This window comes from Mesorhizobium sp. YL-MeA3-2017 (assembly GCF_030814575.1).
GTDB lineage: Bacteria > Pseudomonadota > Alphaproteobacteria > Rhizobiales > Rhizobiaceae > Mesorhizobium > Mesorhizobium terrae.
Genome location: NZ_JAUSVH010000001.1, coordinates 3974029 through 3997532, shown reverse-complemented (window position 1 = coordinate 3997532; position 23504 = coordinate 3974029). Strand labels below are relative to the sequence as shown.

The 23504-nt window shown below is 63.3% G+C and carries 20 protein-coding genes; 17 read left to right on the top strand and 3 right to left on the bottom strand.

The annotated features are described in order from the left end of the window. Positions 1-108: 108 nt before the first annotated feature. From tssA to QFZ88_RS18875, 17 genes are all read left to right on the top strand, one after another. Positions 109-1281 carry a type VI secretion system protein TssA gene (tssA, locus tag QFZ88_RS18955; RefSeq protein WP_024924999.1) on the top strand — a complete coding sequence of 391 codons (1173 nt, stop codon included), beginning with the start codon at positions 109-111 and terminating at the stop codon, positions 1279-1281. A gap of 5 nt (positions 1282-1286) precedes the next feature. After that, on the top strand, positions 1287-1823 hold the full coding sequence (tssB, locus tag QFZ88_RS18950; RefSeq protein ID WP_024925000.1) for a type VI secretion system contractile sheath small subunit: 537 nt from the start codon (positions 1287-1289) through the stop codon (positions 1821-1823). A gap of 3 nt (positions 1824-1826) precedes the next feature. Next, positions 1827-3332: a type VI secretion system contractile sheath large subunit gene (gene tssC / locus QFZ88_RS18945; RefSeq protein WP_024925001.1), complete on the top strand. Its 1506-nt coding sequence runs from the start codon at positions 1827-1829 to the stop codon at positions 3330-3332. A gap of 77 nt (positions 3333-3409) precedes the next feature. Continuing rightward, positions 3410-3859, top strand: coding sequence for an Hcp family type VI secretion system effector (locus QFZ88_RS18940; RefSeq protein ID WP_024925002.1), 450 nt, complete (start codon positions 3410-3412; stop codon positions 3857-3859). After that, complete coding sequence (tssE, locus tag QFZ88_RS18935; RefSeq protein WP_024925003.1) at positions 3846-4598, top strand: type VI secretion system baseplate subunit TssE; 753 nt, start codon at positions 3846-3848, stop codon at positions 4596-4598. The genes QFZ88_RS18940 and tssE overlap by 14 nt, the downstream gene beginning before the upstream one ends. Before the next feature lies 1 nt (position 4599). After that, entirely contained in the window at positions 4600-6474 is a 1875-nt protein-coding gene (tssF, locus tag QFZ88_RS18930) for a type VI secretion system baseplate subunit TssF (RefSeq protein ID WP_024925004.1), read from the top strand. Further along, positions 6438-7505 carry a type VI secretion system baseplate subunit TssG gene (gene tssG, locus QFZ88_RS18925; RefSeq protein ID WP_024925005.1) on the top strand — a complete coding sequence of 356 codons (1068 nt, stop codon included), beginning with the start codon at positions 6438-6440 and terminating at the stop codon, positions 7503-7505. The genes tssF and tssG overlap by 37 nt, the downstream gene beginning before the upstream one ends. Further along, positions 7502-8962: a type VI secretion system-associated FHA domain protein TagH gene (gene tagH, locus QFZ88_RS18920; protein ID WP_024925006.1), complete on the top strand. Its 1461-nt coding sequence runs from the start codon at positions 7502-7504 to the stop codon at positions 8960-8962. Before tssG ends, tagH begins: the two co-directional genes overlap by 4 nt. A 3-nt stretch (positions 8963-8965) precedes the next feature. Then, complete coding sequence (gene tssJ, locus QFZ88_RS18915) at positions 8966-9418, top strand: type VI secretion system lipoprotein TssJ (protein ID WP_024925007.1); 453 nt, start codon at positions 8966-8968, stop codon at positions 9416-9418. Positions 9419-9457: 39 nt separating this feature from the next. Then, the gene (gene tssK, locus QFZ88_RS18910; RefSeq protein ID WP_024925008.1) at positions 9458-10792 is read left to right on the top strand and encodes a type VI secretion system baseplate subunit TssK; all 1335 of its coding nucleotides are present in this window, start codon (positions 9458-9460) and stop codon (positions 10790-10792) included. Between the two features lie 4 nt (positions 10793-10796). Beyond that, the gene (gene tssL / locus QFZ88_RS18905) at positions 10797-12116 is read left to right on the top strand and encodes a type VI secretion system protein TssL, long form (protein WP_024925009.1); all 1320 of its coding nucleotides are present in this window, start codon (positions 10797-10799) and stop codon (positions 12114-12116) included. A 1-nt stretch (position 12117) separates the two neighbouring features. Further along, entirely contained in the window at positions 12118-15657 is a 3540-nt protein-coding gene (gene tssM / locus QFZ88_RS18900; protein ID WP_024925010.1) for a type VI secretion system membrane subunit TssM, read from the top strand. Beyond that, a complete protein-coding gene (gene tagF / locus QFZ88_RS18895; protein WP_024925011.1) occupies positions 15639-16181 on the top strand; it encodes a type VI secretion system-associated protein TagF in 543 nt (180 codons plus the stop codon). Before tssM ends, tagF begins: the two co-directional genes overlap by 19 nt. After that, positions 16181-17284 (top strand): DUF2169 family type VI secretion system accessory protein, encoded by a 1104-nt coding sequence (locus tag QFZ88_RS18890; protein WP_024925012.1) that lies wholly within the window; start codon positions 16181-16183, stop codon positions 17282-17284. The genes tagF and QFZ88_RS18890 overlap by 1 nt, the downstream gene beginning before the upstream one ends. Further along, on the top strand, positions 17281-18294 hold the full coding sequence (locus tag QFZ88_RS18885; RefSeq protein ID WP_024925013.1) for a beta-ketoacyl synthase N-terminal-like domain-containing protein: 1014 nt from the start codon (positions 17281-17283) through the stop codon (positions 18292-18294). Before QFZ88_RS18890 ends, QFZ88_RS18885 begins: the two co-directional genes overlap by 4 nt. A gap of 3 nt (positions 18295-18297) precedes the next feature. Beyond that, the gene (locus tag QFZ88_RS18880; RefSeq protein ID WP_024925014.1) at positions 18298-19251 is read left to right on the top strand and encodes a DUF4150 domain-containing protein; all 954 of its coding nucleotides are present in this window, start codon (positions 18298-18300) and stop codon (positions 19249-19251) included. Between the two features lie 6 nt (positions 19252-19257). Then, positions 19258-20274, top strand: coding sequence for a hypothetical protein (locus QFZ88_RS18875; RefSeq protein WP_024925015.1), 1017 nt, complete (start codon positions 19258-19260; stop codon positions 20272-20274). An 18-nt stretch (positions 20275-20292) separates the two neighbouring features. Here the strand turns inward: QFZ88_RS18875 and QFZ88_RS18870 are convergent, their stop codons facing one another. The 3 genes from QFZ88_RS18870 to tssI are packed head-to-tail and all read right to left on the bottom strand — an operon-like array spanning position 20293 to position 23411. After that, positions 20293-20649, bottom strand: coding sequence for a hypothetical protein (locus QFZ88_RS18870; protein WP_024925016.1), 357 nt, complete (start codon positions 20647-20649; stop codon positions 20293-20295). After that, positions 20646-21071: a DUF6484 domain-containing protein gene (locus tag QFZ88_RS18865; protein WP_024925017.1), complete on the bottom strand. Its 426-nt coding sequence runs from the start codon at positions 21069-21071 to the stop codon at positions 20646-20648. The genes QFZ88_RS18870 and QFZ88_RS18865 overlap by 4 nt, the downstream gene beginning before the upstream one ends. A 12-nt stretch (positions 21072-21083) precedes the next feature. Further along, positions 21084-23411, bottom strand: a complete 2328-nt coding sequence (gene tssI, locus QFZ88_RS18860) for a type VI secretion system tip protein VgrG (protein ID WP_024925018.1) — start codon at positions 23409-23411, stop codon at positions 21084-21086. Positions 23412-23504 lie beyond the last annotated feature (93 nt).

The window sequence follows — 23504 nt, the reverse complement described above, 5'->3', positions numbered from 1 at the left end:
AGATAACTGAGGCGTTTAGCTGCTGTTGGTTTTTGAGCATGTGCTCAATTGTCGCGGCATTGGGCCAGTGATAACGTAACGTCACATAGCCGGTTGCTGGGGGTAAGTGTGATTGATCTCGCACTCTGGCAGAATCCTCTGGACGGTGCGAATCCGTCGGGAGAGGATTTGCGCAATGACCCGGCTTTTCACGAGTTGGAGCGGCTGACGGAGGCCCAGCTCAAGGTTATCCACGACGGCGGCAACAAGACTTCGCAATCCACCATTCCTGTCGACTGGCCCGCGGTTTTGGAAAAGGCGGAGGAATTGCGGCTGCGGGGCCGGGACCTGCGGTTGTTGGTCATCGTCACCCGCGCGCTTGCCAATGAAGACGGGCTGGCCGGCCTCACCCAGGGGCTGACGCTGATTGCGCAGACCTTCGAGCAATACTGGGACACCATGCACCCGTCACTGCGGACGGGCGCGCCGCGTGAAGCCGCCTTGCGCCGCATCAATGCGCTGCTCGATCTGCAGAACGGCCAGGAAGGCTTGCTGGCGAACCTCAGGCAGACCGTCTTCTTCTCACCGCGCCCCATCGGGCCGATCAGCGGACGTGACTTGGAACAGGCAGCGCTCGATGAGCGTGTCATGCTCCAGGAAGCGGCCTCCGGCCTCGGCACTGCAGAGAAGGCTGCGCTGACGAGCGCCCACAGCCAGTTGCTAAACCGGGTGCGTGCAGGATGCACCGCGCAGGTCGATCAGGCGGCGGACGCGATGACGACGCTGTTGACGGATGCGCGCACCTCGATTTCAGCGCTGGAGACGTTGGATACCGCGCTCAATGCCCGCATCGACGGCAATGGCGCCGCCGTGCCGGAATTGAAGAAATTCCTGCAGCGCTTGCTGACGACGCTGGAACGGAATTCCAGTGCCGGCGCCGCTGCCAACGATGCGGCAAAGCCTGCCCCGCAGGCGGCGGAACCGGCAGCGACGCCCGTCCGGAACGGTCATGGAGGCGAGACGATGGCAAGTATGGCGAGCCATTCGGAAGCGAGCGACGGCCTGCCTGACCGGATCAACTCGCGCGACGAGGTCGTCAAATGCCTCGATCTGGTGGTCGCCTTCTACGACCGCACCGAACCCTCAAGTCCGATCCCGCATCTGGCACGCCGCGTGCGCCGGATGGTGCACATGGATTTCGTGGAACTGATGGAAGATCTCGCCCCGTCAGGGCTGAAGGAATTCCGGCTGCTTGCCGGGGTCCCCGATCCCAAGAAGCCGGTCCAGAAGGATGAAAGGTAACAAGCATGCCAGCAGAGAGCAAAGCGAAGGTCATCGAAAGAAACCGCGCCCCGCGCGTGCAGATCGCCTATGACGTCGAGACCTATGGCAGCCCGACGACGATCGAACTGCCGTTTGTCATGGCCGTGATGGCCGACCTTTCGGGCGATTCACAGACCAAGGAAGCCTCGAAGTCGGTCCTTGACCGTAACTTCGTTGAAACCGACGCCAACCGCTTCCCCAAATTCATGGAGGCGATGGGGCCACGCGTAAAGGCTCGGGTGAAAAACACGTTGCCGCAAGCCGAGGGCCAGGAGCGGGACGAAGAACTCGCGGTCGATCTCACCTTCTCGAAAATGGGCGATTTCGCGCCGGACAAAGTTGCCGAGCAGGTCCCGCAGCTGGCCGAAATCCTGAAGATGCGCCGCCAGCTCGAGGAGCTGCTGGGCTTCATGGACGGCCGCGTCGATGCCGAAAAGCGCATCGCGCAGCTTCTGAACAACGAGCCGCTGCTGAGCAAGATCGCCGGCCAGGCGATGGATGACGGCAAGGGCGAGGAGTAAGTCATGGCTGAACAGCAAAAGACCGCGCCCGCCCCCGCCGAGGCTCAAGCCATCGATCTCGGTGAATTCAGCGGACTCCTTGAAAAGGATTTCAAGGTCAAGAAGGACGACAGCGAAAAGCTGCAGCAACTGGTGCGCAACCTGGCGCTTGCAGCACAATCTCGCTCCGAGACCACGACAATCTCGTCCAACGCGATCAAGTCGATCAAGTCGCTGATCGCCGGCATCGACAAGATGCTGACGACGCAGGTTAACGAGATCCTGCACGCCCCCGAAGTCCGCGAGATGGAAGGCACCTGGCGCGGCCTGTGGTATCTGATCAACAACACCGAGACGGATACCAAGCTCAAGATCCGGGTGATGAACATCTCCAAGGAGCAGCTGGCCGACACCCTCGAAGACTATGAAGGCCAGATGTGGGACCAGAGCCCGATCTTCAAGAAGGTGTACACGGACGAGTATTCTATGCTGGGCGGCGAGCCGGTCGGCTGCATCGTCGGCGCCTATGAATTCTCGAACCATCCGCGCGACGTCGGCCTGCTGCGCAACATTTCGGGCGTCTGCGCTTCGGCGCACACACCATTCATCGCGGCCGCGTCGCCGCGGCTGTTCCGCATGGATAGCTGGCAGGAACTGCCGAACCCACAAGACCTGCAGATGATCGTGAACAACCCGGCTTATGCCTCGTGGCAGTCGCTGCGCGAAAGCGAGGACGCCCGCTACATCGGGCTTACCATGCCGCGTGTTCTCGCACGCCTGCCATACGGGTCGGAAACCGTTCCGGTGAAGGGCTTCACCTTCGAGGAAGAGGTGGGAGGCGACCACAACAAATATGTCTGGATGAACGCCGCTTTCCCGATGGGCGTGAACATCAACCGCAGCCACAAGCTCTATGGCTGGGGAACCCAGATCCGCGGCGTCGAGAACGGTGGCACGGTGCTTAATCTACCGGTCCATGCCTTCCCGACCGACGACGGGTCGATCGCAATGAAGTGCCCCACCGAGGTCGCCATCGACGATCGGCGCGAGGCGGAGCTGGCCAAGCTCGGCCTGATGCCGATCCTGCATCGCAAGAACACCGACCTGGCGGCCTTCATCGGCGCGCATTCGCTGCAGGATGACGAGACGCGCGCCGGGCGGCTGGTCGATCCCGACGCGCAGGCCAATGAACGGCTCTCGGCGAACCTGCCCTACCTGTTCCCTGTGTCGCGCTTCGCGCATTACCTGAAGGCGATCGCGCGCGACAAGATCGGTTCGTTCAAGGAACGCACTGACATGGAGATCTGGTTGACCGAATGGATCAACCGGTACGTGCTGGCCAATCCGGCCTTTGCCGACGACAAGGCGCGCGCCAAGCGCCCGCTTGCCGCGGCCGAAGTCCAGGTCGACAGCGTCGAAGGCCGGCCCGGTTACTACAATGCCCGTTTCTATCTGCGTCCGCATTACCAGCTGGAAGGCATCAACGCCTCGCTTCGGCTGGTGTCGGAATTGCCGTCAGTCAAGGGCTGAAATGAAAAGCAAAGTCATCTTGTTTCGTTTGAAAGCGGTGGAGAAGGACAATGCCAGACAGAACCGATGCGCCTTCGATGAAGATCGACGGCTTCTTGAAAGTTCCGGATATCAAAGGCCCGAGCAAGCGCGACGGCCATGAAGACGAAATCGAGGTGCATGGCGTCGATTACAAGATGATCGCGCCCTACGACCCCAATTCGCTGTCGCGGCGCGGTCGTGTGTCGATGGGAATGATCAAATTTTCCAAGCACTACGACAAGTCGTCGCCCTACCTGAAGAAAGCGTTGTTCGAAAACAAGGCGCTTGACGAAGTGGTGTTTTCGGCACGTCGCACCATTGACGGCGAGACCAGCGACTATCTGGTCGTGACGCTCACCGACGCATCGGTCATGGAATACGATATGCGGCAAGCCGCCGACGAGGCGGACCTGATCCAGGAAGAAGTCAGCTTCGCCTACAAGAAGATCAAGTTCGTCTACAACAAGGACGACGAGATCGAAATGGACGTCTATGTCGGCAAGTGAGGCCAAGCGGCCTGGCGCAAAAGCGCAGCTTGCCGGCAGCTCCCAGGCAAAGCGCGAAGCGGTCCAACCCTCCCTCTGGGACCGCCTCGTCAACGATCTGCCCGGGCTGACGTCGGAGATCGATGGGCTGCGCCGCCTGCTGGAAGAAGAACTCGGCGCCGAGCGCGTCGAGGCACTTCTTGCCGGCAGCGCGCGTGCCATCGATGCCGACGCCGAACTGACGCCCGAGCAGAAACGGCGACTGCACAGGCTGGTCTTCCAGACTGAGCATCGCGCCGAGATCGAAAGCCGTGGCGTGGTCGTGTCGGCGCGGGTGCTGAGGGAAGCCGTCCGGCGCGACATAGAGGCATTGTTCAACACAGAGCGTTTCGAGTCCGTGCCGATGCTCACCGACGCCGAACATGAACAGCCCTTGGACGAGTTGCCGCCGCTCGCCGACTTTCCGGAAGTGCGGCGCAGCGTCGTCAATTATGGCGTGCCGTCCTTTTCGGGCCGCTCGTCGCGGGATTTCGACCGCGATACCTTGGCCCGCGAGATCCGTGCGGTGCTCGCCACCTTCGAGCCGCGCCTCAAGGAAAGCGCCACGACTGTCAATGTCACGCTCGGCGACAAAAACGTCGGCCTCAAAATCGAGATAGACGCCGTACTGATCATGACGCCGACGCCGGAACGCATGCGGCTTCGCACCACGATCAATCTCGACAACGGCCTGGCGCGAACCGAATTGCGGGAGACCTGAGATGGATCGGGTCTTCGTAGAGTATTACGAAGAGGAACTTACCCATATCCGCGCGCTGGCCGCGGAATTCGCCGACATGCATCCGGCGGTCGCCCGCAATCTTTCCCTCGACACGGTCCCTTGCCCCGACCCTTATGTCGAACGGCTGCTCGACGGCGTGGCCTTTCTTGCCGCGCGCACGCGGCTGAAGGTCGACGCGGAGCGCTCGCGCTTTTCGCGCGCCGTGCTGGATGTGCTTTATCCGGATCTGGTGACGCCGGCGCCGGCGACGGCGATGGCTGCGCTGAAACCCGGCCAGCAGGTGCACTCGATGATCGCCGGCCACGCCGTCGCGCGCGGCACGCGACTGGTCTCCGGCCTGCATCCAGGGCTTTCGACGCGCTCCACCTTCACCACGGCGCAGGAGGTGACGTTGTGGCCGATCGCGATCACCTCGGTCAGCTATTTCCAGGATCGCAGCGCGCTGGCCGCCGCCGGAATCGCGCCGATCGGCGGCGTGCGCGGCGAGGCGGCATTCCGCATTGCGTTTGCCCGGACGGGAAAAGGCAAGCTCAACGAATTGTCGCTTGACCGTCTCGACCTCTATTTCGCCGGACGCGCGAAAGCGCCGTTGCTGTTCGATGCGATCTTCGGCGCCAGCTCAGCCGTCGGCGCGCGGGCGGAAGGCAAGACCAATCCGCTTACGACACTACCCGAGCCCGAAATGATCGGCATCCGCGACGACGAGGCGCTGATGCCGCGCACCCGCCCGACCTTCGAGGGATATAGGCTGCTGCGCGAGTATTTCATGATCCCCGAACGCTTCCATTTTGTGCGCGTCGCCGGCCTGCAGCCCGTGGTGCGCAAATGCGATGTCGGCATGGAGATCATCTTCCTGTTCCAGCGTCCGGTACCCGAGCTCGCCGATGTCACCGTTACCGATTTCGAGCTTTTTGTTACACCGGTCATCAATCTGTTCGAACGCGAATGCAACGTCATCGAGATCGATCAGCGCAAAACGCGCCAGGTGCTGCACGCCGATCGCACACGGGCACGGGACTTCGAGATTTTCAGGGTCACCCGGGTCGAGGATGCCGACGTGGAGGGCAACGAGGCCGAAATCCCGGAACTGTTCAGCCTGGGGCAGAACCGTGGCAGCGGGTGGGTCTATTCGACGGAGCGTCGTCCGCGCCGGGCCACCGAGGATGAACGGCGCGACGGCCTGACCCGCACCTCCTATACGGGTGACGATGTCTTTCTTGCAGTCTCACGCCCGGCGGGAAGCCCGGTCGCCCGGCCGCTCAAGCGCCTCGACATCATGGCGCTCTGCACGAACCGAGACCTGCCCATCTTGGACGACACGCCGACGCTGACGCTGGAGACCGCCGATCCGGTCGAAGCGGTGCGTTTGCTCGGGGCGCTGCGGCCGCCGCAGCCAGCGATTCCGGCGTCACTGCCGGCCGGCGCCGAGGGCGAATCCCGTGCCGACAATCTCGCCTGGCGGCTGGTGGCGCAGCTTTCGCTGAATTTCCTCAGCCTGGCCAAGGAAGGCCGCGGCGTCGATCCGCTGCATGCTTTGCTCGACCTCTATGCCGACCGCGGCGACCCGAGCCTTGCCCGCAACGTGCATTCGATCGTGCGCATCGATTCACGCCCGGTGATCGAGCGGCTTCGGATCGACGGGCCAATGTGTTTCGGACGCGGTACCGAGGTGACGCTGCATGTCGACCAGTCCGTTCTGGCGGGTCAAAGCTCGCTGCTGCTTTCGGCCCTGCTTTCGCGGCTGTTCGCCCGCCATGCAGGAATAAACGGATTTGTGCGGACGCGTACGCGATTGCTGCAGAAGCAGGAGGATGTGCCATGGCCGATGACGCCCGGCAATCGCTACCTGATCTAGCAGAGCGCGCAACGGACAAAGCCGAAGCTCTGTGGGAAGGTTTCGACTTTTTCGAGCTGCTGCGGCGCCTGGAGCAGCGCCGTGGATTGTTCGGTCATTCCGGCCAGGCCGACCGTGAGCCGGCAAGGATCGGCCAGCACGTGCGCCTGAGCTTCTCGGCCAGGGACGTGGTCAAATTCCAGGACGCCAAGGACAAGGCTCCGGCGCGGGTGACGGTCGCTAATCTTGGACTGCTCGGACCGGAAGGGCCGATGCCGTTGCATCTGACGCGCTGGGTGCTCGACCGGCTGTCGCAGCGCTGGTTCACTGGCGCCGATGCCGAGCAGACCAGCGACACGACCTTCGTCGATTTCGTCAACATCCTGCAGCATCGCATGATCGCGCTCTATTACCGTGCCTGGGCCGACGCGCATCCGGCGGTGCAGGTCGAACGTTCCGTCGGCGGGCGCGTTCGCGCCATGCTGGAGGCAATGTCCGGGATCGGCCTTCCCGGAACGCAGGATGCGGAACTCGACACGGTGCGGTTGCGCCAGGCTGGATCGCTCGCAAGCCAGGTCGACGGTGCCGAGCGGCTGACGCTGTTTCTCGCCACGGCCTTCAAGGTGCCGGTGCGGCTCAAGGAATTCGTCGCCGCCTGGATTACCATCCCAACGCCGCTGCAAACCCGTATCGGCAAGGCCTATGCGGCGCTCGGCAGCGGGGCAACGATTGGCCCGCGCGTCTTCAGCCGCCAAAGCAGGATCGAACTGCGCGTCGGTCCGCTCAACCTCGACGACTTCAAGTCGTTCCTGCCCGGCGAACGGCGTCTCGCTTTGTTCAAGAAGGCGGTGCGCGACATGATCGGCGAGGCGCTCGATGTCGATTTGCGCGTCGTGCTGGCGCGCGACGCCGTGCCGCCGCCACGGATGGGAGCCATCCAGCTCGGCCGAACCTCGTGGCTCTCACGTCCCGCAGAAAAGGGCGACGCCGACGATCTCAGGTTGCGCACCATCGTCGGCTGGCGGCCGGAAATGGCGGAGGCAGCCGCATGAGCCTGCTTCTGACGCTGGAACAAGGTCCGCGCTCGCAGGTGGTCAGGCAGACCCGGCTGGACGAGGGCGATTTGGTGATCGGCCGCAGCGCGGATGCCGGCTGGCAGATCGACGATCCGGACATGTTCGTCTCACGCGCGCATTGCAAGATCAGCGGCGGCCGGGATGGCTATTTCGTCACCGACACGTCGAGCAGCGGATTGTTCATCGACGATTCCGACAGTCCGCTCGGCCCGGGAAAGTCGGCACGCCTGCAGAGCGGCATGCGTCTTCGACTGGGTGACTATGTGCTCTATGTCGAAGTCCAGCCAAGCGCCGGCCACACCTCGATCGGTCAGGCGCCGATCGCCAACCATTCCGCACCCGCGAGGCCGTCGCCACAACCGCGGACGCCCCCTAGCATCGGCGGTGACGACTTCTTTTCGGCCAAGGTCGAGGAAGAACCGCGGCCCCCGCGCCCATCCGATCTGCCGAACCCGTTCGAGCAACCCATTCCCGGAGCCTATGATCGCGCCTCGGGTCAACGCAGCTCTGCTGCCTTCGATGACCCGTTCAGCCTGGACCCGGTGGCGACGCCGGATTCCAGCAGCGCCGCGGTGCCCCATCGGCCGGACGCATTCGGATTCGGCGAAATGCCATCTCGTGCGGGCTCGGCGGAGACGTCGGCGAAACCATCCAGCTTCGATGACGATTTCGGCTTCGGGCCGGCCGGAGCGCCAGCCTCGACCAACAGCGCCGAGGCAATTGGCCATGCTGCGCGCCCGGCCGAAAAGCCGCAGGCCGCCCGGCCATGGGAAATACCGGTGCAGGCGACCGAGCCCCCTGCACCACCGCCGCGCCCTGTTCCCTCGCCCAAAGCATCGCGTCCGACGCTATCGGCGCCCAGCGACATGGCGCTGCGCGCCGCGTTCCTGCGCGGCATGGGCGTCGAGGAGGCCGATTTTCCCGGCCGCGACGCGATCGGCGAAATGGAAAAATTCGGGCGTGAATACCGGCAGATGCTGGAAGGCCTGATGCAGCTTCTGCGCAAACGCGCTGAAGAAAAGGGAAGCGCGCGCGTCGCCCAGACGATGGTCGGCGCCTCCGAGGTCAACCCGCTCAAATTCCTGCCGACGGTCGAGGATGTCATCGTCACCATCATCGCGGAACGCAGTCCGGGCTTTCTCTCCGGCGAGGCGGCGATCGGCGACGCGGTGAAAGATCTCGCGCAGCATCACGTACGCGCCTGGCGCGGCGTGCAGGCGGCGCTGCGGCGCATGATCGACCGCTTCGATCCGGCCGCGATCGAGGAAGAGCTCAAATCGAATTCCGCGATCGGCAATCTGCTCGCCGGCGGGCGCAACGCCAAATTGTGGGAGCTTTACCAGAAACGCCATCGCGACATCGCCCAGAGCGCGGAATCGAGCTTCCTGGGCGAGATCGGCGCAGACTTCAGAGACGCATATGAAGAGGAGTAGGGCATGATCGACAGACGCGAATTCATCGTTGCCATCGGCGCGACAGGACTGCTTGCGGCTTGCCAGAGTGGCCCGCCGAAACCATCGGTCATCTCGGTCAATGTGACTGGCGGCGCCGGCATGAATCCGGGACCGGGTGGAGGCGACCGGCCGGTGACCGTGCTGGTGATGCGGCTCGCCAGCACCGGCAAATTCAATTCGGCCGACTATTTCGCGCTGCAGGGCGATGCGAGTTCGGCGCTCGGTGCCGACCTCATCGGCTCGGACGCGATCTCGGTCGCACCTGGCAAGACGGCGACCAAGACCATCACCGTCGAGCCGAACGCGACGGCGCTCGGCTTCGTGGCGCTGATCCGCGAGCCTGGCGGGCGCAACTGGCGCACGACCAAGTCGGTTTCGGCGGGTTCGAATTTCACTGTCAACGTCAGCCTCGGCAAAGGTGGCATCTCCGCCTAGCGACCGAGCAGCAGATGGTTCCGTGCAGAGAGTAGTGGCATGAGCGACGCAAACAGGGTGCTGTGGTCGGAGGGCCTGTTTCTCAGGACCCAGCACTTCCAGCAGCAGGATCGGTTCTTCGAGGGTATGGTGCGCGGCGCGTTGCAGGCCGGTCAGCTCCATACCTTCGGCTTCCAGCAGTTGACGCTCGACCAGTCGCTGCTCGATGCCGGCCAAGTCTCGATCGTGTCCGCCCGGGGTATCTTTCCGGACGGCACGCCCTTCTCCATCCCGGAACTGATGGATGCGCCGAAACCCCTGCCGGTCACGGCCGACACCGGCGCCGGGCCGGTGCTGGTCGCGCTGCCGCTCGAGCCGCCCGGTGGCGTCGGGTTCGATCCGGCGCATGGGGCATCGACCGGCGCGCGCTACCATGGCAAGGTCGTTTCAGTGCGCGATGCGGTGCAGAGCAGCGCCGATCCGGAAGAGATCGAAATCGCCCGCCCGCAGGCGGTCCTCCTTGCCCCCGGCAAATCGGTCGGCGGTTATACCGCCTTGCCCGTCGCCGACATCAAGGGTGTACGCGCCGACAACGGCATCTCGCTAGACGAGACGTTCCTGCCGCCGACACTGATCACCGGTGCTGTCCACTGGTACCGGCAATTGCTGCAGGAGGTCGTCACCGGCCTCGACCAGATCGCCGAAGCGCATGGCAAGATGGTGATGGGTGGGGCTGGCCGCAGCGTCGAAGACCTTTTGATGCTGCACCTTGCCAATGCCGCGCGGCCACGGCTCGCCCATATGCTTGCGCAGGATGTCTTTCATCCGGCCGAGCTCTATCTCGAACTTGCCGGTCTCGCCGGCGAGATGGCCACCTATGGCTCGAGCTCGCGGCGGCTTGGCGAATTGCCGGCCTACGACCATATGGCGCCCGGCCCCGCCTATATGGCGCTGGCCGATGCCTTGCGCTCGCTCATCCTCAGCCTCCGCTACATCGAGCCGAAATCGCGCGCGCTGCCGGTCATGCGGCACTCGACCAATGTCTGGAAAGTGCGCATCGACAACCCGAAGCTTTTGGTCGCCAGCCGCATTGTCGTCCGCGTCGGATCGGAACTGTCGGAAGACGCGCTGCGCAAGATCTTCGTCAACCAGGCAACCGTCGGCGCCGCCGACCAGTTCGAAGGGCTTTGGAAGTCGCGCTTGCCAGGCATTCCACTGAAACCGCTTCATTCGCAGCCGCGCGAGATCCCCTATGACGGCGACCGGCTGTGCCTGGAGCTCGACCAGAAGAGCGAGCATTGGGCCTCGCTGCTCGACGCCCCCGGCTTCGTCATTGGCGTTTCCGGTGTGCTGCCGAGCGAGCCGCAGGTCGACTGCTATTCGGTGAACAGGTGAGGCCATGAGCCGAGATGATCCTTTCGGACTGTCGGAGGATCGCGAGCGCACACGCATCAGGCTGACGGGCGCTACGCCCCGACCGCTGGCGCCGGGCGCGCCGGTCAAGAGGGCGCGCGCCCACCCCAATCGGCTCATCAATATCTTCGCACCGCTGCTCGAATTCGCGCCCGAGCTCGAAAGCGCGCTGGCGCCGGAGAACCCGGAGGTGATGCGCACGCGCCTGCTGGACGAGCTGGTGCGGGCACGCGATGCCGAGGTGGCGGCGGGCTCCTCGCTGGAGCGCGCCGACCAGGCAGCCTGGGCGGTGGCAGCGACGCTCGACGACCTCGCCCTCAACACGCCGTGGGGCGGTGCCAGCGCCTGGCCGCGCCAGCCGCTGGTGGTCATGCTGCGCGGCGATGTCGATGCCGGCACGCAGTTCTTCACGCGCCTTGACGAGCTGGAGCGCCATCCGAACCGCGACCGCGAAATGCTGGAGCTGCAGTATTACTGTCTGGCGCTCGGCTTCCGTGGCAAGTATCGGGTGCCCGGCCGCGCGGGCGACCGTTCGCTCAACGCGGTGCGCGTGTCGGCGGCGCGCTTCCTGCGCAATGCGGACGCCGAGGACGCGCCACTGTCGCCGAACTGGAAAGGCGTGATCGCCTCCGACGAACCGCAGCGCTTCATCGTCCCGATCTGGGTGATGGCGCTGGCTGCGGTCGCCGTCGCCGCCGCCGCTTATGTCGGCCTGTCGATGGGGCTGAGCAGCCAGGCCGTCGAACTCTCGGCGCTCGTGCGCACGCTGCCGCCCGCTTCGCGCGGCGAAGTTACCCGCGCAGCGCCGAAGCAAGATGCTCCCGCACCCGAACCGCCGCAGCCGGTCGATTTCGCGCTGCTGCCCGAGTTCAAGGCCGAAGCGCCGGCGAGCCTGAAGAGCGTGCTGAGCGGCAGCGAGAGCGTCTCGCTGGCCAAGCTGATCATCCAGTCCTCCAGCCCCGAGCTGTTCCAGTCTTCACGGGCGACACTAACGCAAGGCTACGAGCCGCTGGTGGAGTCGATCGCCAAGGTGATCCTCGCCAATCAGGAGCTGATCGGAAACATCACGGTCGTCGGCCACACCGACAATGTGCGCCTGCAGAAGTCCAACCCGCTTGCGAGCAACCAGCGCCTTTCGGAAGCGCGCGCCGAGACAATCGCCAAGCTTCTGGTGCAAGCCGGCGTGCCGCAGGAGCGCATCCATTCCGAAGGCCGCGCCGAGACCGATCCGGTGGCCGACAACTCGACCCGGGAAGGCCGCGCGCTCAACCGGCGCGTCGAGGTGCTGGTTGAGAAGAGGCTCTGAGATGTTCATCCTGCGCTTCCTCTGGGCCGTCATCACCTCGCGTTTTCTGTGGACGCTGATCGGCATCGCGCTGCTTTCGCTGTTGATCTGGGTGTTCGGCCCGATCGTCCAAGTCGGCCCTTACGCACCGTTCGAATCCGACAATGTGCGCATCGCCATCATCGCGGGACTGATCATCCTGTGGCTGATCTGGCTGATCATCGCGCAGCGCCGCGCGATCCGCGCCAACCGCATGTTCGTCGCCGAGATCGCGACACCAGTGGCCGAAAAGCAGCTTACCCCCGGCGAGGAGAGCGTCGCCGCGGTCGGCGCCAAGTTCGGCGAGGTGATGGCGGAGCTAAAGCGGCGCAAGCTCGGTGGCCGCAAGTTCCTGCGCGAGATGCCGTGGTATGTCATCGTCGGACCGCCGGCCACCGGCAAGACCACGGCATTGCGCCAGTCGGGTCTCAATTTCCCGATCGACCTCACCGATGACCTGCAGGGCGTCGGCGGCACGCGTAACTGCGATTGGTTCTTCTCCGAGAACGCGGTGCTGATCGACACTGCGGGCCGCTACGTCCAGCAGGAAAGCCAGCCGGATGTCGACGCAGCGGAATGGCTTGGCTTCCTCGACCTCTTGAAGAAGCACCGGGGCCGCCGTGCGCTCAACGGCGTCATCGTCGCACTGTCGATCGACGCGCTCTCCGAGGGCGACGAAGCGATCAAAGCCCATGGCCGCAAGATCCGCCGCCGACTGGCGGAGCTGAACGACCGGCTCGAGATCCGCCTGCCTGTCTACCTCATGCTGACCAAGGCAGACCTGATCAAAGGGTTCGAAGCCTTCTTCGGCGGCTTGTCGACCACGGCGCGCGAGCAGGTGTGGGGAACCACTTTTCCGCTCGATGCCCGCGTCAACGCCGGTACGATCCAGACCGAACTCACCCGGCTTGCCAGCGAGCTGGAGCGGCGGCTGGTGCCGCGCCTAGAAGACGAAGACAAACTCGGCTCGCGTGCCGAGATCTTCCGCTTCCCGGCCCAGCTGGCCAGCCTTTCCGAACCGATCCAGGTGCTGATCGAGGCAATGTTCGGCGAAAGCCGCTACGAGGAGGCCGCCTGGCTGCGCGGTCTCTATCTGACGTCGGCGACGCAGGAAGGCGCGCCCATCGACCGGCTGACGGCGGCGTTGTCGTCCTCCTTCGGGCTGCCGCCACGCCGCGCCATACCGGTGGCGCGTGTCGAGAAGCGCAGCTTCTTCCTCAGGAACCTTCTCACCGAAGTGATCTTCAAGGAGGCCGGCCTCGGCACCTTCGATCCGCTGGCACAGCGGCGCCGCGCCTGGATCTGGCGTGGTGCCGCTGCCGCCTGCGCGCTCGCAGCTTTGCTGGCCGGCGGACTGTTCACCTGGTCCTATCTCGACAACCGCAATGCCATCGCCGAACAGGCCAACCAATTCGAAGCGCTTCAGGCGCCACTCACGACTGTCGCCGCCATGCCGGCCGCGGTCGAGCAGCCGACCATGGATCGTGCGCTGGCGGCGATGGATGCGGTGGCGACCGCGCGCACCGCGCCACCGGATGCCGTCCACAATCTGCTCGGCCCGACGGCTTCGGCGGAACTGGTGCGCGCCCAGACCGACACTTACGACCATGCACTGCGCAATGTGCTGGAGCCGCATATGGTCGCCCTGCTGGAGGCGACGATGTGGCGGCAGATCCGCGATCCGGACTTCATGCTCGGCGCGCTGAAGACCTACCGGATGATGACCGGCCTGTCGCAGATGGACACCGATTTCGTCCAGAACTGGTGGATGAACAGCCTGCCGCAATTCGCGCCGGCGGCGCCCTTCCCGACCGCCGATGCGGAAGCACATCAGCTTGCCGCAATCCGCCGCATGGCGGTCGACGACAGCTACATCGCGCCGGACAAAGAGCTGGTCGCCGAGGCGCTGAAGACGGTGTGTACGATCTCGCTGCCGGAGCGGGCCTACAAGCAGCTTCTGGCCGACCCGGAAGTGGCGGCTGTCAAGGAATGGCTGCCTGCCAATTTCGCCGGGCCGAACGGCGCCAAGGTGTTCGCGCGGCGCTCCGACAAGACGCTGCGCGTCGGCGTGCCCGGCCCTTATACCTATGCCGGCTTCCATGACGCGATCCTCGACCGGCTCGAGGACGTCGCCGGCCAGGCCGCGCTCGACCGCGCCGTGTTCGCCGGCGGCTGCTCGGAAAATTCCGAGACCTCGGTGTCGGCGCTGTCGGAAGACATATTGAAGCTCTACTATGACGACTATATCGCGCAGTGGGACAGTTTCCTGCGCGACATGCGGCTGGCGCCGCTGACCGACCTCAATGTCGCCAGCGAGAACCTGAAAGACCTTTCCAGCGCCGACTCCGCGCTGAAGCGGCTGTTGACGGCGGTGGTGCAGGAAACGGATCTGACCCGTTCCGACGAAGCGCCGGCCGACGACAAGAGCGGCGCTGCCAAGACCGGCTCGCAATTGCTGAGCAAGCTCGGCAAGCTGGGCAAGGTGGTGAAGACGGGCGCAAAGCTTCTGCCACGCGCCGGTTCGGCCGATCAGGTCGACATGACCGGCAGCCTGGTTGCCGATCACTTCAAGCCGCTCAAGGGCACGATCGCCCAGGTCGACGGCCAGCCGCCGGCGCTCGACGCCGCCGTTGTGGCGTTGACGGCGCTGTCCAACGTGCTGCAGACGGTGACCGCAAATCCCGACCCGCAGGACGCGATCAAGAAGCAGGGCGGCCTGGCCGAACTGACAGGCGCGGTCGCCAGGCAGGCGCAGATCCTGCCTTCGCCGATCAACGACTGGCTGGGCGGTATTGCAGGCGACACCAGCGGCCTGTCGCAGAAGGCCGTGACCAACGAGCTCAACGCCATCTGGCGCGCCGACATCCTGCCCTTCTGCCAAGCGGCGCTCAACAACCGCTACCCGTTCAGCCCCGACAGCGCTGTCGACGTCAATGTGCGCGACTTCCAGCGTCTGTTCGGACCGACCGGCCTGATCAACGCCTTCACCAACGACCATCTGATCAACTATGTCGACACTGCCAGCGAACCGTGGAAATGGCGTGCCGATTTCGGCCTTGACCCGGCAGCGCTCGCCGCGTTCGAGCAGGCAAGGCATATCCGCGACGATCTCTTTCCCGGCGGCACCGGCCCGGTGATGAACTTCACGCTGGAACCCAAGGACCTTTCGCCCAACGTGGCGCGAGTGACGCTCAACCTCGATGGCCAGAACCTCGTCTACTACAACAATGCGACCAGGCCGCAGCCGATGACATGGCCGGGCAAGGACGGCACCGGGGTGATTTCGCTCGCCTTCCAGCCGGTCGACGGCTCGCCTGAGGTGATGCTCAACGAGACCGGCAGCTGGGCATGGCTGAGAATGCTGCGCGGCGGCAAGTTTGTCGCGACCAAACTCACCGACGTCTACAGCCTGCGGCTGGGTACGAAGGGCATGTGGGCCGATTTCGAACTCAAGGCCGCCAGCGTCGAGAACCCCTACACACTCGAAATGTTCAAGAAATTCACATGTCCGCCGCAGATCTGAACGTGCCCGGCTTCTACGGCAAAATGCCCGCCACCGGCGATTTCGTGACGCGGCGGCTGCCGGGGGATTTTGTGCGTGTCTGGGACCGGTGGCTCGCGCAGCACATCGTGCCGCTGTTAGGCACGGAAGCTTGGCCGGAGAGCACGGCACTGCGTTTCCTCGCCGGCCCCACTTCCTTCGGCACCTCGGCGGGCATCGTGCTGCAAAGCGCCGACAGGATTGGCCGGCGATTTCCTTTGAGTGTCGTAGCGCGCCTCTCGGAGGCGCGCCTCAAGCTGGCTTATGCGGATGCCTGGTTCGACAACATCGAGAATGCCGCCTTCGCTGCGCAACGGGGCGAACTAGCGCCTGACGACCTGGATGCGGCCTTGACTGCCCTTCCCGTGCCGCCAGTCGAACCGGTTGGCGATACGATCGACGACCTCGTCATGTGGACCGCGCGGACGGATATTTTCGACGTCGATCCGCAGGCGCCGCAACCAATGCTGGAGCAGATCTTCGCCGCGAGTTGGGAGACCAGCTGATGCAGATCTGGAACCAAATGGGCTATCTCCACCAGTTCACCATGGGCATGGACAAGGCTGGCCATGAGTGGATCGTCGTCGTGGTGAAGGGCACATTCGATTTTCCGGAGAAGCCCGGCGGGCTGGCGCAGAAATCGGCAGAGCAGGTGCCGTTTGTCATGGCCGACACACAAACCGGCGCGCCCGGCTATTCGGCGACGTTGTGGGAAACCGACTTCGCCTTCCGCAAGCCGAGCTGCGATATCATCGCCAATGGCTGCGCCTACGCGCCCGGAGGACGCCCGGCTGAGCGCGTACCCGTCGGCATCAAGGTCGGCAACTGGTCGAAACTGTTCGAAGTCGTCGGCCATCGTGAATGGCGCGCCATCGGACCGGTGTTCATAGCGACTGCACCGCGGCCTTTCTTGAAGCTGCCGATCTCCTATGACGTCGCCTGGGGCGGCGTCGACAGGCTCGACCCGGAGGATAAACTTCCCGCTTGCTACAAATACAACCCCGTCGGCACTGGGTGGTCGCGAACGAAGAACCAGCGTCTCATTCCAGGCCTGCGGCTTCCGAACACACAAGCGGTTGGGGAAGAAATCCTCTCGCCATTCGGCGATTACAAGCCGATGAGTTTCGGACCGACGGGCCGCGGTTGGCCCGGCCGCATAGAATTTGGCGGCACCTACGACCAGAACTGGGTCGACAATATTGCGCCCTTCTTGCCGGCTGATTTCGACGAGCGCTATTTCCAGATGGCGCCGCCCGACCAGCAGATCGATCATCCAGGGGGCGGCGAGGATGTGCAGTTGATCAACCTCACGCCGGCCGGAAGGGAAAGCTTCCGTCTGCCGCCAGCGCTGTTACCGCTAACGCTTTTTATCGGCCGCGAAAAAGTATTCGAGAAGAAGGTCGCGCCCGATACGGTGCTATTGGATACCGAAAACAGACGCTTCAGCCTGGTGTGGCGGATCCAGCAGCGCATCCGCCGAACTATACTCGATTTCACTGAGTGCTGGATCGGCCCGCCGACCCAATCCATGCTCAGGGCCCGCGAAACCGGTCGCCGCTATATTCGTGCAAACGGGATAGCTCCTGAAGAAGAGAGCGAGGATGCATGAGTGCCTCGCTCGACATCGTCGCCGTCGGAATGGTGACTGCCGTCGGTCTCGACGCGCCGTCCTCGTGCGCCGCGATGCGGGCGGGGATCGACGGTTTCGGGGAAACGCGCTTCACCATCCCCGGCGGCGGCTGGCTGATCGGGGCGCCGGTTCCACTGCCGCGCGCCTGGGTGGGCGAGAAGCGCATGGCCCATCTCGCGGGTGGAGCGATTTGCGAGGTATTCGATGCGCTGCCCAAGGCGCGCGGTCGGACTGTGCTGATGCTGTGCGTACCGGAGGAAGGGCGGCCGGGCAGACCAATGCGCGACTATGCGTTGTTGTTGCGCCGCATCGCCGAGATCGTTGAAGTCGAGGCCCATTCCCGCTCGCGCGTGATCGCTCATGGCCGGCCATCGGGTATTGTGGCGCTGGATCATGCAAGACGGCTACTCGCGGCAGACGAGGCCGAATACGTCATGCTTGTCGGGGTCGATAGCTACCTGACGCCGCATACGGTAACACACTACCTCAACGAGAGGCGGCTGCTCACGAGCGACAATCCCAATGGCTTCATTGCGGGGGAAGCGGCGGCAGCGGTGCTGTTAGCGAAGCCAAGCCGCGGCGGCTTTGGGCTGCATGGCATCGGCCTCGCCCGGGAGACTGCTTTCATCTACAACCCGCAGGATCTGCCCCTGCGGGGCGAAGGCATGATCTCCGCCTATCGGGCAGCGCTCAAGGAAGCGGGTGCACAGATGCACCAGGTCGGATATCGTATCGCCGACCTGATCGGTGAACACTACTGGTTCAAGCAAAGTACGCTTGCGGTGAGCCGTGTGACACGCACCGTGCGGGAATTTATGGACATCTGGTCGCCGACGGAATCCGTCGGCAATGTCGGTGCGGCAGTCGTGCCGCTGATGCTGGGTATGGCCTATACAGCGGCGCATAAGGGCTATGCCGGCGGAAACAGTGTGCTCATCGAAGCCTCCAGCGATGCCGGCGCCTGCGGCACGGCGATCTTCGGGGGGTAGGCGATGGCAGTCTACGCCAACGGCCTGGAGATCTCCTGCAAAGCCCAATCCGACAAGGTGATCGCTGCCTTCCCCGATGTCTGTTTCACGCCGCCGGAAAATCCGGCGACGCCACCGGGCGTGCCGATCCCCTACCCGACATTTGGCTTCGATTCCGACACGGACAAGGGGACTGGCACGGTCAAGATCGGCGATGAGACCGTCAATCAGAAGAACAAATCCTATTATACCAAGACAACTGGCACCGAGGCCGGCTGCGCTGCGAAGAAGGGCATTATCAACTCCAAGAATACCGGCAAGAAATATTGCCGTGCCTGGTCCTCCAATGTGAAAGCCGACAAGGAGCCGGTTACCCGTTTCTCCGATATCACGACCAACAACCATGCTTCGACCGATCCGCCGAATGCGCCAACACCGCAGCCACAAGTCGGCGGAGTTGGCCCCGGCGGCGAGGCCGACACGAAATGCATCGTCGGGAAATACGACGACATCGTCGAGAAATGCCGCGCGTCGGGCCTCGACAAGCCGGAAAAGCATCATATCGTCCCGGACCGCGTCTATCGTATCGGCGGCGGCGACAGAATTCCCGGAGCGCCGCGCTATGGCGACGGTATCAATATCTGCTTGTCGCGGAGCAACCACCGGGGAAGTCTCGCGGACAATCCGAAATCAGTGCACGGCAACCTCGACAACGCCCTTGAGCAGTTCGGCGCGACAGCGAATCCCGGCAGAACGCCAAACGCTCCCACCGACTGCGAGGCGATCGAGAAAATTCGCTTCGGATGCCTAGCGGCGCTCTTCAAGCTGGTGCCTGACCCCGTTTCGCAGGACTGCTTCGATCTCGCCGTCAAGATGGTGACCGAGCAGACCGATCCTATTAAGGACAAGCTCGGCCGGACCAAGAAGATGCCGATAACCGACACGTCCACGCAGAACGTACTACGAAATCAAGGATGACTGGCCATGGACCTGTTGATGGGGACGACTGCGACGGGCGGGAAACTTTGCCTTCTGCTGAGGCAGCCCGAGGGGGTTGAGGGGCGATCCACCGTCGTCACTTACCTGCCCGACGCACGGCCTCAATGGCTTCAACAGACTTTCGACGGAGAATTTGTTGCCTTGTGCCCAGCTCCCGCGAATTCCCGTGGCGCGGATTTCCTCGCACTGACTGGTGAGGGGCTGGTTTACTTTCTCAGGAGCGGTACAAGTGTGCAAATACCGGGAGCAGGCTTCAACCGGCCGGGATCGCGCAATCTCGGTCGCATGGACAACCTCATGCTCCTCGGCACCGAATTAGTCGCTACCGGTTATGGCGGCCAGGCTTATCGAGCCACCGACGGGGAGAATTGGGCGCCGGCCGCTCCGACATTTCCGATTCCACCCGTTTCCCAGGATACGATTCGGTTCGGCTGGGCAGCTTTGCAGTCGGCGCGATTCCGTTATGTCTTCGGCGGGGAGGTGGTTACCGGCCTGTCAATCCCGACAGACTTCGGCGGCCTGGGTGGCGCAACCAACATCGCTGCCATGATCAGGGCGCAGGCACGTCGCGACTACGGAACACTCTGGCTGCTGCAGGACGGCAGGTGGCAGGATGTCGAACTGCCTACCAACAGCACGCTGGATCAGATCGTCACCGCCGATGGCAAGATCGTCTATCTGCGGTTTCGCCCCGGTGTGGTGTACTCGACCACAGACTTCGCGGATATGACCGAGGTTGCAGTCAACGATGCAGGACTTTCGGCGCTGGGCGTTCACCAGGGCAGTGCGCTGCTGGCCGACGAAGCCTCGCTTTTTACACTAGCGCCAGACGGAACCGCTCCATTCGAACCGCCCTTGCCGCCAATGACGGACCGGATGCTTGAACTGTCCAGTTCCGACGGCATTCTTCATGTCATCCGCGAGTCGAGCGTATGGCGCCTGGTCGCAGGGACCTGGGAAGAGATTGCCATCCCCCCAGACGTAGTCGCGCTGCCGCGATAATGGGCCGGGCCACGATAGCTATGGATTCCCGGCGATCGTCTTGAGCGTCACCTTGATAAAGCGGCGGACCTGATCGAGATCCAGTTCGGTGATGGCAACGGGTTTCTTCGCCGTCATCATGCGCAGCACGAACAGTTCCCCGGCTTCGGGAAACTCATCGTAGAGCCGCTTCGCGATCTCAAGACCCTCCCTGCCGGCGATGCGCAATCCGTCGAGATGCGCCTCCAGCCGCTCGACCAGGCGGGCCAGGCGCTCCGCGTCCATGTCCGGATTCTCGCCGGGATTGAGCAAGTGACGGTCGTAGATATTCCACAGATGCGCCGCCATCTCGGCATGCTGGCGTACGATCTCGGGAAGGATCGGGGCTGACATCAGTTCAGGTTCACCGAGCCGCCCCGCACCCGGTTCGTGGCACTGGCGTGGCTTGTCACATAAGTGCCGCGAATCAGGATGCGGCCGTCCTTCTCCATGACGATCCGCGCTTTGCCGCAGCGAAGCTCGATGCGCTCGTTGCCGACGATGAGTACGTTTTCGCCGTCTCGGACCACCTGCGGCGGCGCGTTCTTGCGGGTCGGCTCGACAATGCGCCCCACGATCAATGGCCGAGCTGGGTCGCCTTCTTGAAACAGCAGCGCTACCTCCGCTCCCACCATCGCCGATGTCAGTTCGGTAAGACTGCGCGCTGCAATCGCTTCTTCCCGGGGGTTGCCTGGGAAGATCACCAGCGGAGCGGTGTCGTCGAAGCCGAGAAAGACGCCGATCACCACACCTTCTATGCGCTCCAGTGTATCCGCCATCGCCTTACACCTTCAGTTCTGGGTAATCTTGCTGCCCTTGAGCGACATGTCGCCCGATGCCTTCGCATTGATCTTGCCGGAGGCATTGATCGACACATCCTTGCCCTTGATGACGATCTCGCCGTTCTTTTTCATGGTGATGACGGCATCGCCGCATTTTAGCTGGATCTCATCTTTCGCCTCAAGCGTCAGGGTCTTACCTACAGAAATGCCGGAATCCTCACCGACCTGGATGAGGCTCTTCTTGCCGATCTTGAGTTCATGAGCGCCGCTGATTTGGGTCGAGTTGTCCTCGCCCACCTTAACAATCCACGTCTTAGCGATCTCCGAATTCTGCGCGCCGCCGATCTTGATGCCCTGATCGGCAGCGATTTGGACACTCTGGCTGGCGCCGATGTCCCAGCTATCCGCAGCGCCAATGCTGTGGCTTTGGCTGATGCCAACGCTCACCGTCCGTGTCGCTCCGATGGTATTCACTTGCGCTGCGCCCACGGTCCGCGCTTCAGCGGCACCAACCGTATCCACACGCGCCGCACCCACTGTGACCGTCTGAACCAACCCAACCGTCTGCGAATGGTTGGCGTCGATATTTTCCGTAGAATTGGCGACGACGTGGATCGTCTCGTTGGCCTGGACCGTCAGCGAGCGGTTTGCGCCTACCGTCTCGGTGTCGTTGCTGCCGATGTTGGTGGTCTGGTTGACGCCGACCTTGACGGTCTTGTTGTTGCCGACGTCCTCGTCGAGGTTGTGACCGACAGAGTGCTTGGCATCGTGGTCGATGCGGTCGGACTGGTCGTGCTGCACCGTCTTGTTACGGTCATGCTTGATCAGCAGGTGGTGGTCCTTCTGGGCCTGGAAATTGACCAGTTCGGAACCCGCCTTGTCCTCGAACATAAGCTCGTTGTAACCACCGCCGCCTTTCGAGGAATTGGACTTCCAGCCCGATTGCGTGGCATTGGCAGGCAAGCCGTAGGGCGGCATCTCAGCGGCGTTGTAGACCCGGCCGGTGATGATCGGCAGGTCCGGGTCGCCCTCGATGAAGTCGACGATGACCTCCTGGCCGATGCGCGGGATCTGGATGAAGCCCCAGCCGCTGCCGGCCCAGGTCTGCGACACGCGCACGAAGCAGGAAGAGTTTTGGTCCTTCTTGCCGAGGCGATCCCAATGAAATTGCACCTTCACCCGTGCGTACTTGTCGGTGAAGATTTCTTCGCCCGAAGGCCCTACCACCGTCGCCGTCTGTGGCCCGCGCATGACCGGCCGCGGCGTGATGCGCGGCGGGCGGTAAGGCAATTTGGTCGGCGCAACGCCGAGCACCACTTTGAAGTTTTCGTTATGGGCCTCGTTCTGTGTCCGGTAACCCGGATCGAACAGCCGGTATTCGGCGCTGACCACCAGATAGTCCTGGTTCTGGTCGTCGCGCGGAAAACTTTCGAGCTTGAATTTGCAACCGGAAAAGAGACCGCGCACGGTACCCACCGCCGTGCTGTGCCGATGCACCGCCTGTAACTCCTCGCGGCGAATTCCAGCAATCGTGTCGCCCCGGCCGACATCGAGATGCGCTCCGGGTTGGCGATAGTTTTCGCCCGAGGCCTCCTTATGGCCGAACGGTTGGGCGGACTTCGCCATCAGATCCGCGCCGGGCTTTTCGAAATCATAGTCCGTATGGGCATATGCACCCGGCCGCACCGCACTGCCTGGAATCCATTCGGTGATGTATTCAACGTCGCGCCGCGAGCCCTGACCCTCGAAGTTATAGAGCACTTTGTCGTAGCCTGGCGCTGGCTTCAGCTTGCTCATCGCATCGCACAGCACCAGCGTGTGTTTGCCTTCGTCGTGCTCGAAGAAATAGAAAATGCCTTCGTGCTCGAGCAACCGTTGGACGAAATCGAGATCGCTCTCGTCATATTGGACGCAATATTCTCGCGAGGGGTAGGAACCCTGCAGCCGCTTCTCGAATTTGGCTATGCCATATTTCGAGAAGATCTTTTCGACGATCTCCACCGCCGTCATGTTCTGGAAGATACGGCAATCGGTGGTGTTGCCGAGGAACCAGAGCCACGGTCTGATCACCGCTTCGTAAAAGGCCAGCCTGTCTTCAATACGGGTAAGCCTGAACTCCGACACGAGACCGCTGAACCAGCGCTTCGGGTCGGATTCACCCTCGACCGAAACGACACCGCCCAGCATCTTCAACGGGTCGACGTCACGGCTCTTGCTGACGAACCCAACGGTATAGGAAAAACAACGGCTGACCTCATCGCGGCCGATGAGATGGGTGAAGGTCAGCAGGTCAGCGCCCACCGGCGTTTGCACAACCGTGGCGCGTTCATTCGGCATGGTTCGTGCCTCTCCTGGACGCGGCCGCCAGTGTGATGAATCGAAGCCCTCGTTCTATTAACTGCGTCACGTTCGGGAACTTCATAGCCACCG

What these genes read in the sequence shown, in the direction of transcription:
- tssC (WP_024925001.1), top strand. Translation starts at nt 1,827, where the DNA reads ATGGCTGAACAGCAAAAGACCGCGCCCGCCCCCGCCGAGGCTCAAGCC.
- QFZ88_RS18880 (WP_024925014.1), top strand. Translation starts at nt 18,298, where the DNA reads ATGGCAGTCTACGCCAACGGCCTGGAGATCTCCTGCAAAGCCCAATCC.
- tssM (WP_024925010.1), top strand. Translation starts at nt 12,118, where the DNA reads ATGTTCATCCTGCGCTTCCTCTGGGCCGTCATCACCTCGCGTTTTCTG.
- tssG (WP_024925005.1), top strand. Translation starts at nt 6,438, where the DNA reads ATGGCCGATGACGCCCGGCAATCGCTACCTGATCTAGCAGAGCGCGCA.
- tssE (WP_024925003.1), top strand. Translation starts at nt 3,846, where the DNA reads ATGTCGGCAAGTGAGGCCAAGCGGCCTGGCGCAAAAGCGCAGCTTGCC.
- tagF (WP_024925011.1), top strand. Translation starts at nt 15,639, where the DNA reads ATGTCCGCCGCAGATCTGAACGTGCCCGGCTTCTACGGCAAAATGCCC.
- QFZ88_RS18875 (WP_024925015.1), top strand. Translation starts at nt 19,258, where the DNA reads ATGGACCTGTTGATGGGGACGACTGCGACGGGCGGGAAACTTTGCCTT.
- QFZ88_RS18940 (WP_024925002.1), top strand. Translation starts at nt 3,410, where the DNA reads ATGAAGATCGACGGCTTCTTGAAAGTTCCGGATATCAAAGGCCCGAGC.
- tssF (WP_024925004.1), top strand. Translation starts at nt 4,600, where the DNA reads ATGGATCGGGTCTTCGTAGAGTATTACGAAGAGGAACTTACCCATATC.
- tssI (WP_024925018.1), bottom strand. Translation starts at nt 23,411, where the DNA reads ATGCCGAATGAACGCGCCACGGTTGTGCAAACGCCGGTGGGCGCTGAC.
- QFZ88_RS18865 (WP_024925017.1), bottom strand. Translation starts at nt 21,071, where the DNA reads ATGGCGGATACACTGGAGCGCATAGAAGGTGTGGTGATCGGCGTCTTT.
- tssL (WP_024925009.1), top strand. Translation starts at nt 10,797, where the DNA reads ATGAGCCGAGATGATCCTTTCGGACTGTCGGAGGATCGCGAGCGCACA.
- tagH (WP_024925006.1), top strand. Translation starts at nt 7,502, where the DNA reads ATGAGCCTGCTTCTGACGCTGGAACAAGGTCCGCGCTCGCAGGTGGTC.
- QFZ88_RS18885 (WP_024925013.1), top strand. Translation starts at nt 17,281, where the DNA reads ATGAGTGCCTCGCTCGACATCGTCGCCGTCGGAATGGTGACTGCCGTC.
- tssK (WP_024925008.1), top strand. Translation starts at nt 9,458, where the DNA reads ATGAGCGACGCAAACAGGGTGCTGTGGTCGGAGGGCCTGTTTCTCAGG.
- tssJ (WP_024925007.1), top strand. Translation starts at nt 8,966, where the DNA reads ATGATCGACAGACGCGAATTCATCGTTGCCATCGGCGCGACAGGACTG.
- QFZ88_RS18890 (WP_024925012.1), top strand. Translation starts at nt 16,181, where the DNA reads ATGCAGATCTGGAACCAAATGGGCTATCTCCACCAGTTCACCATGGGC.
- tssB (WP_024925000.1), top strand. Translation starts at nt 1,287, where the DNA reads ATGCCAGCAGAGAGCAAAGCGAAGGTCATCGAAAGAAACCGCGCCCCG.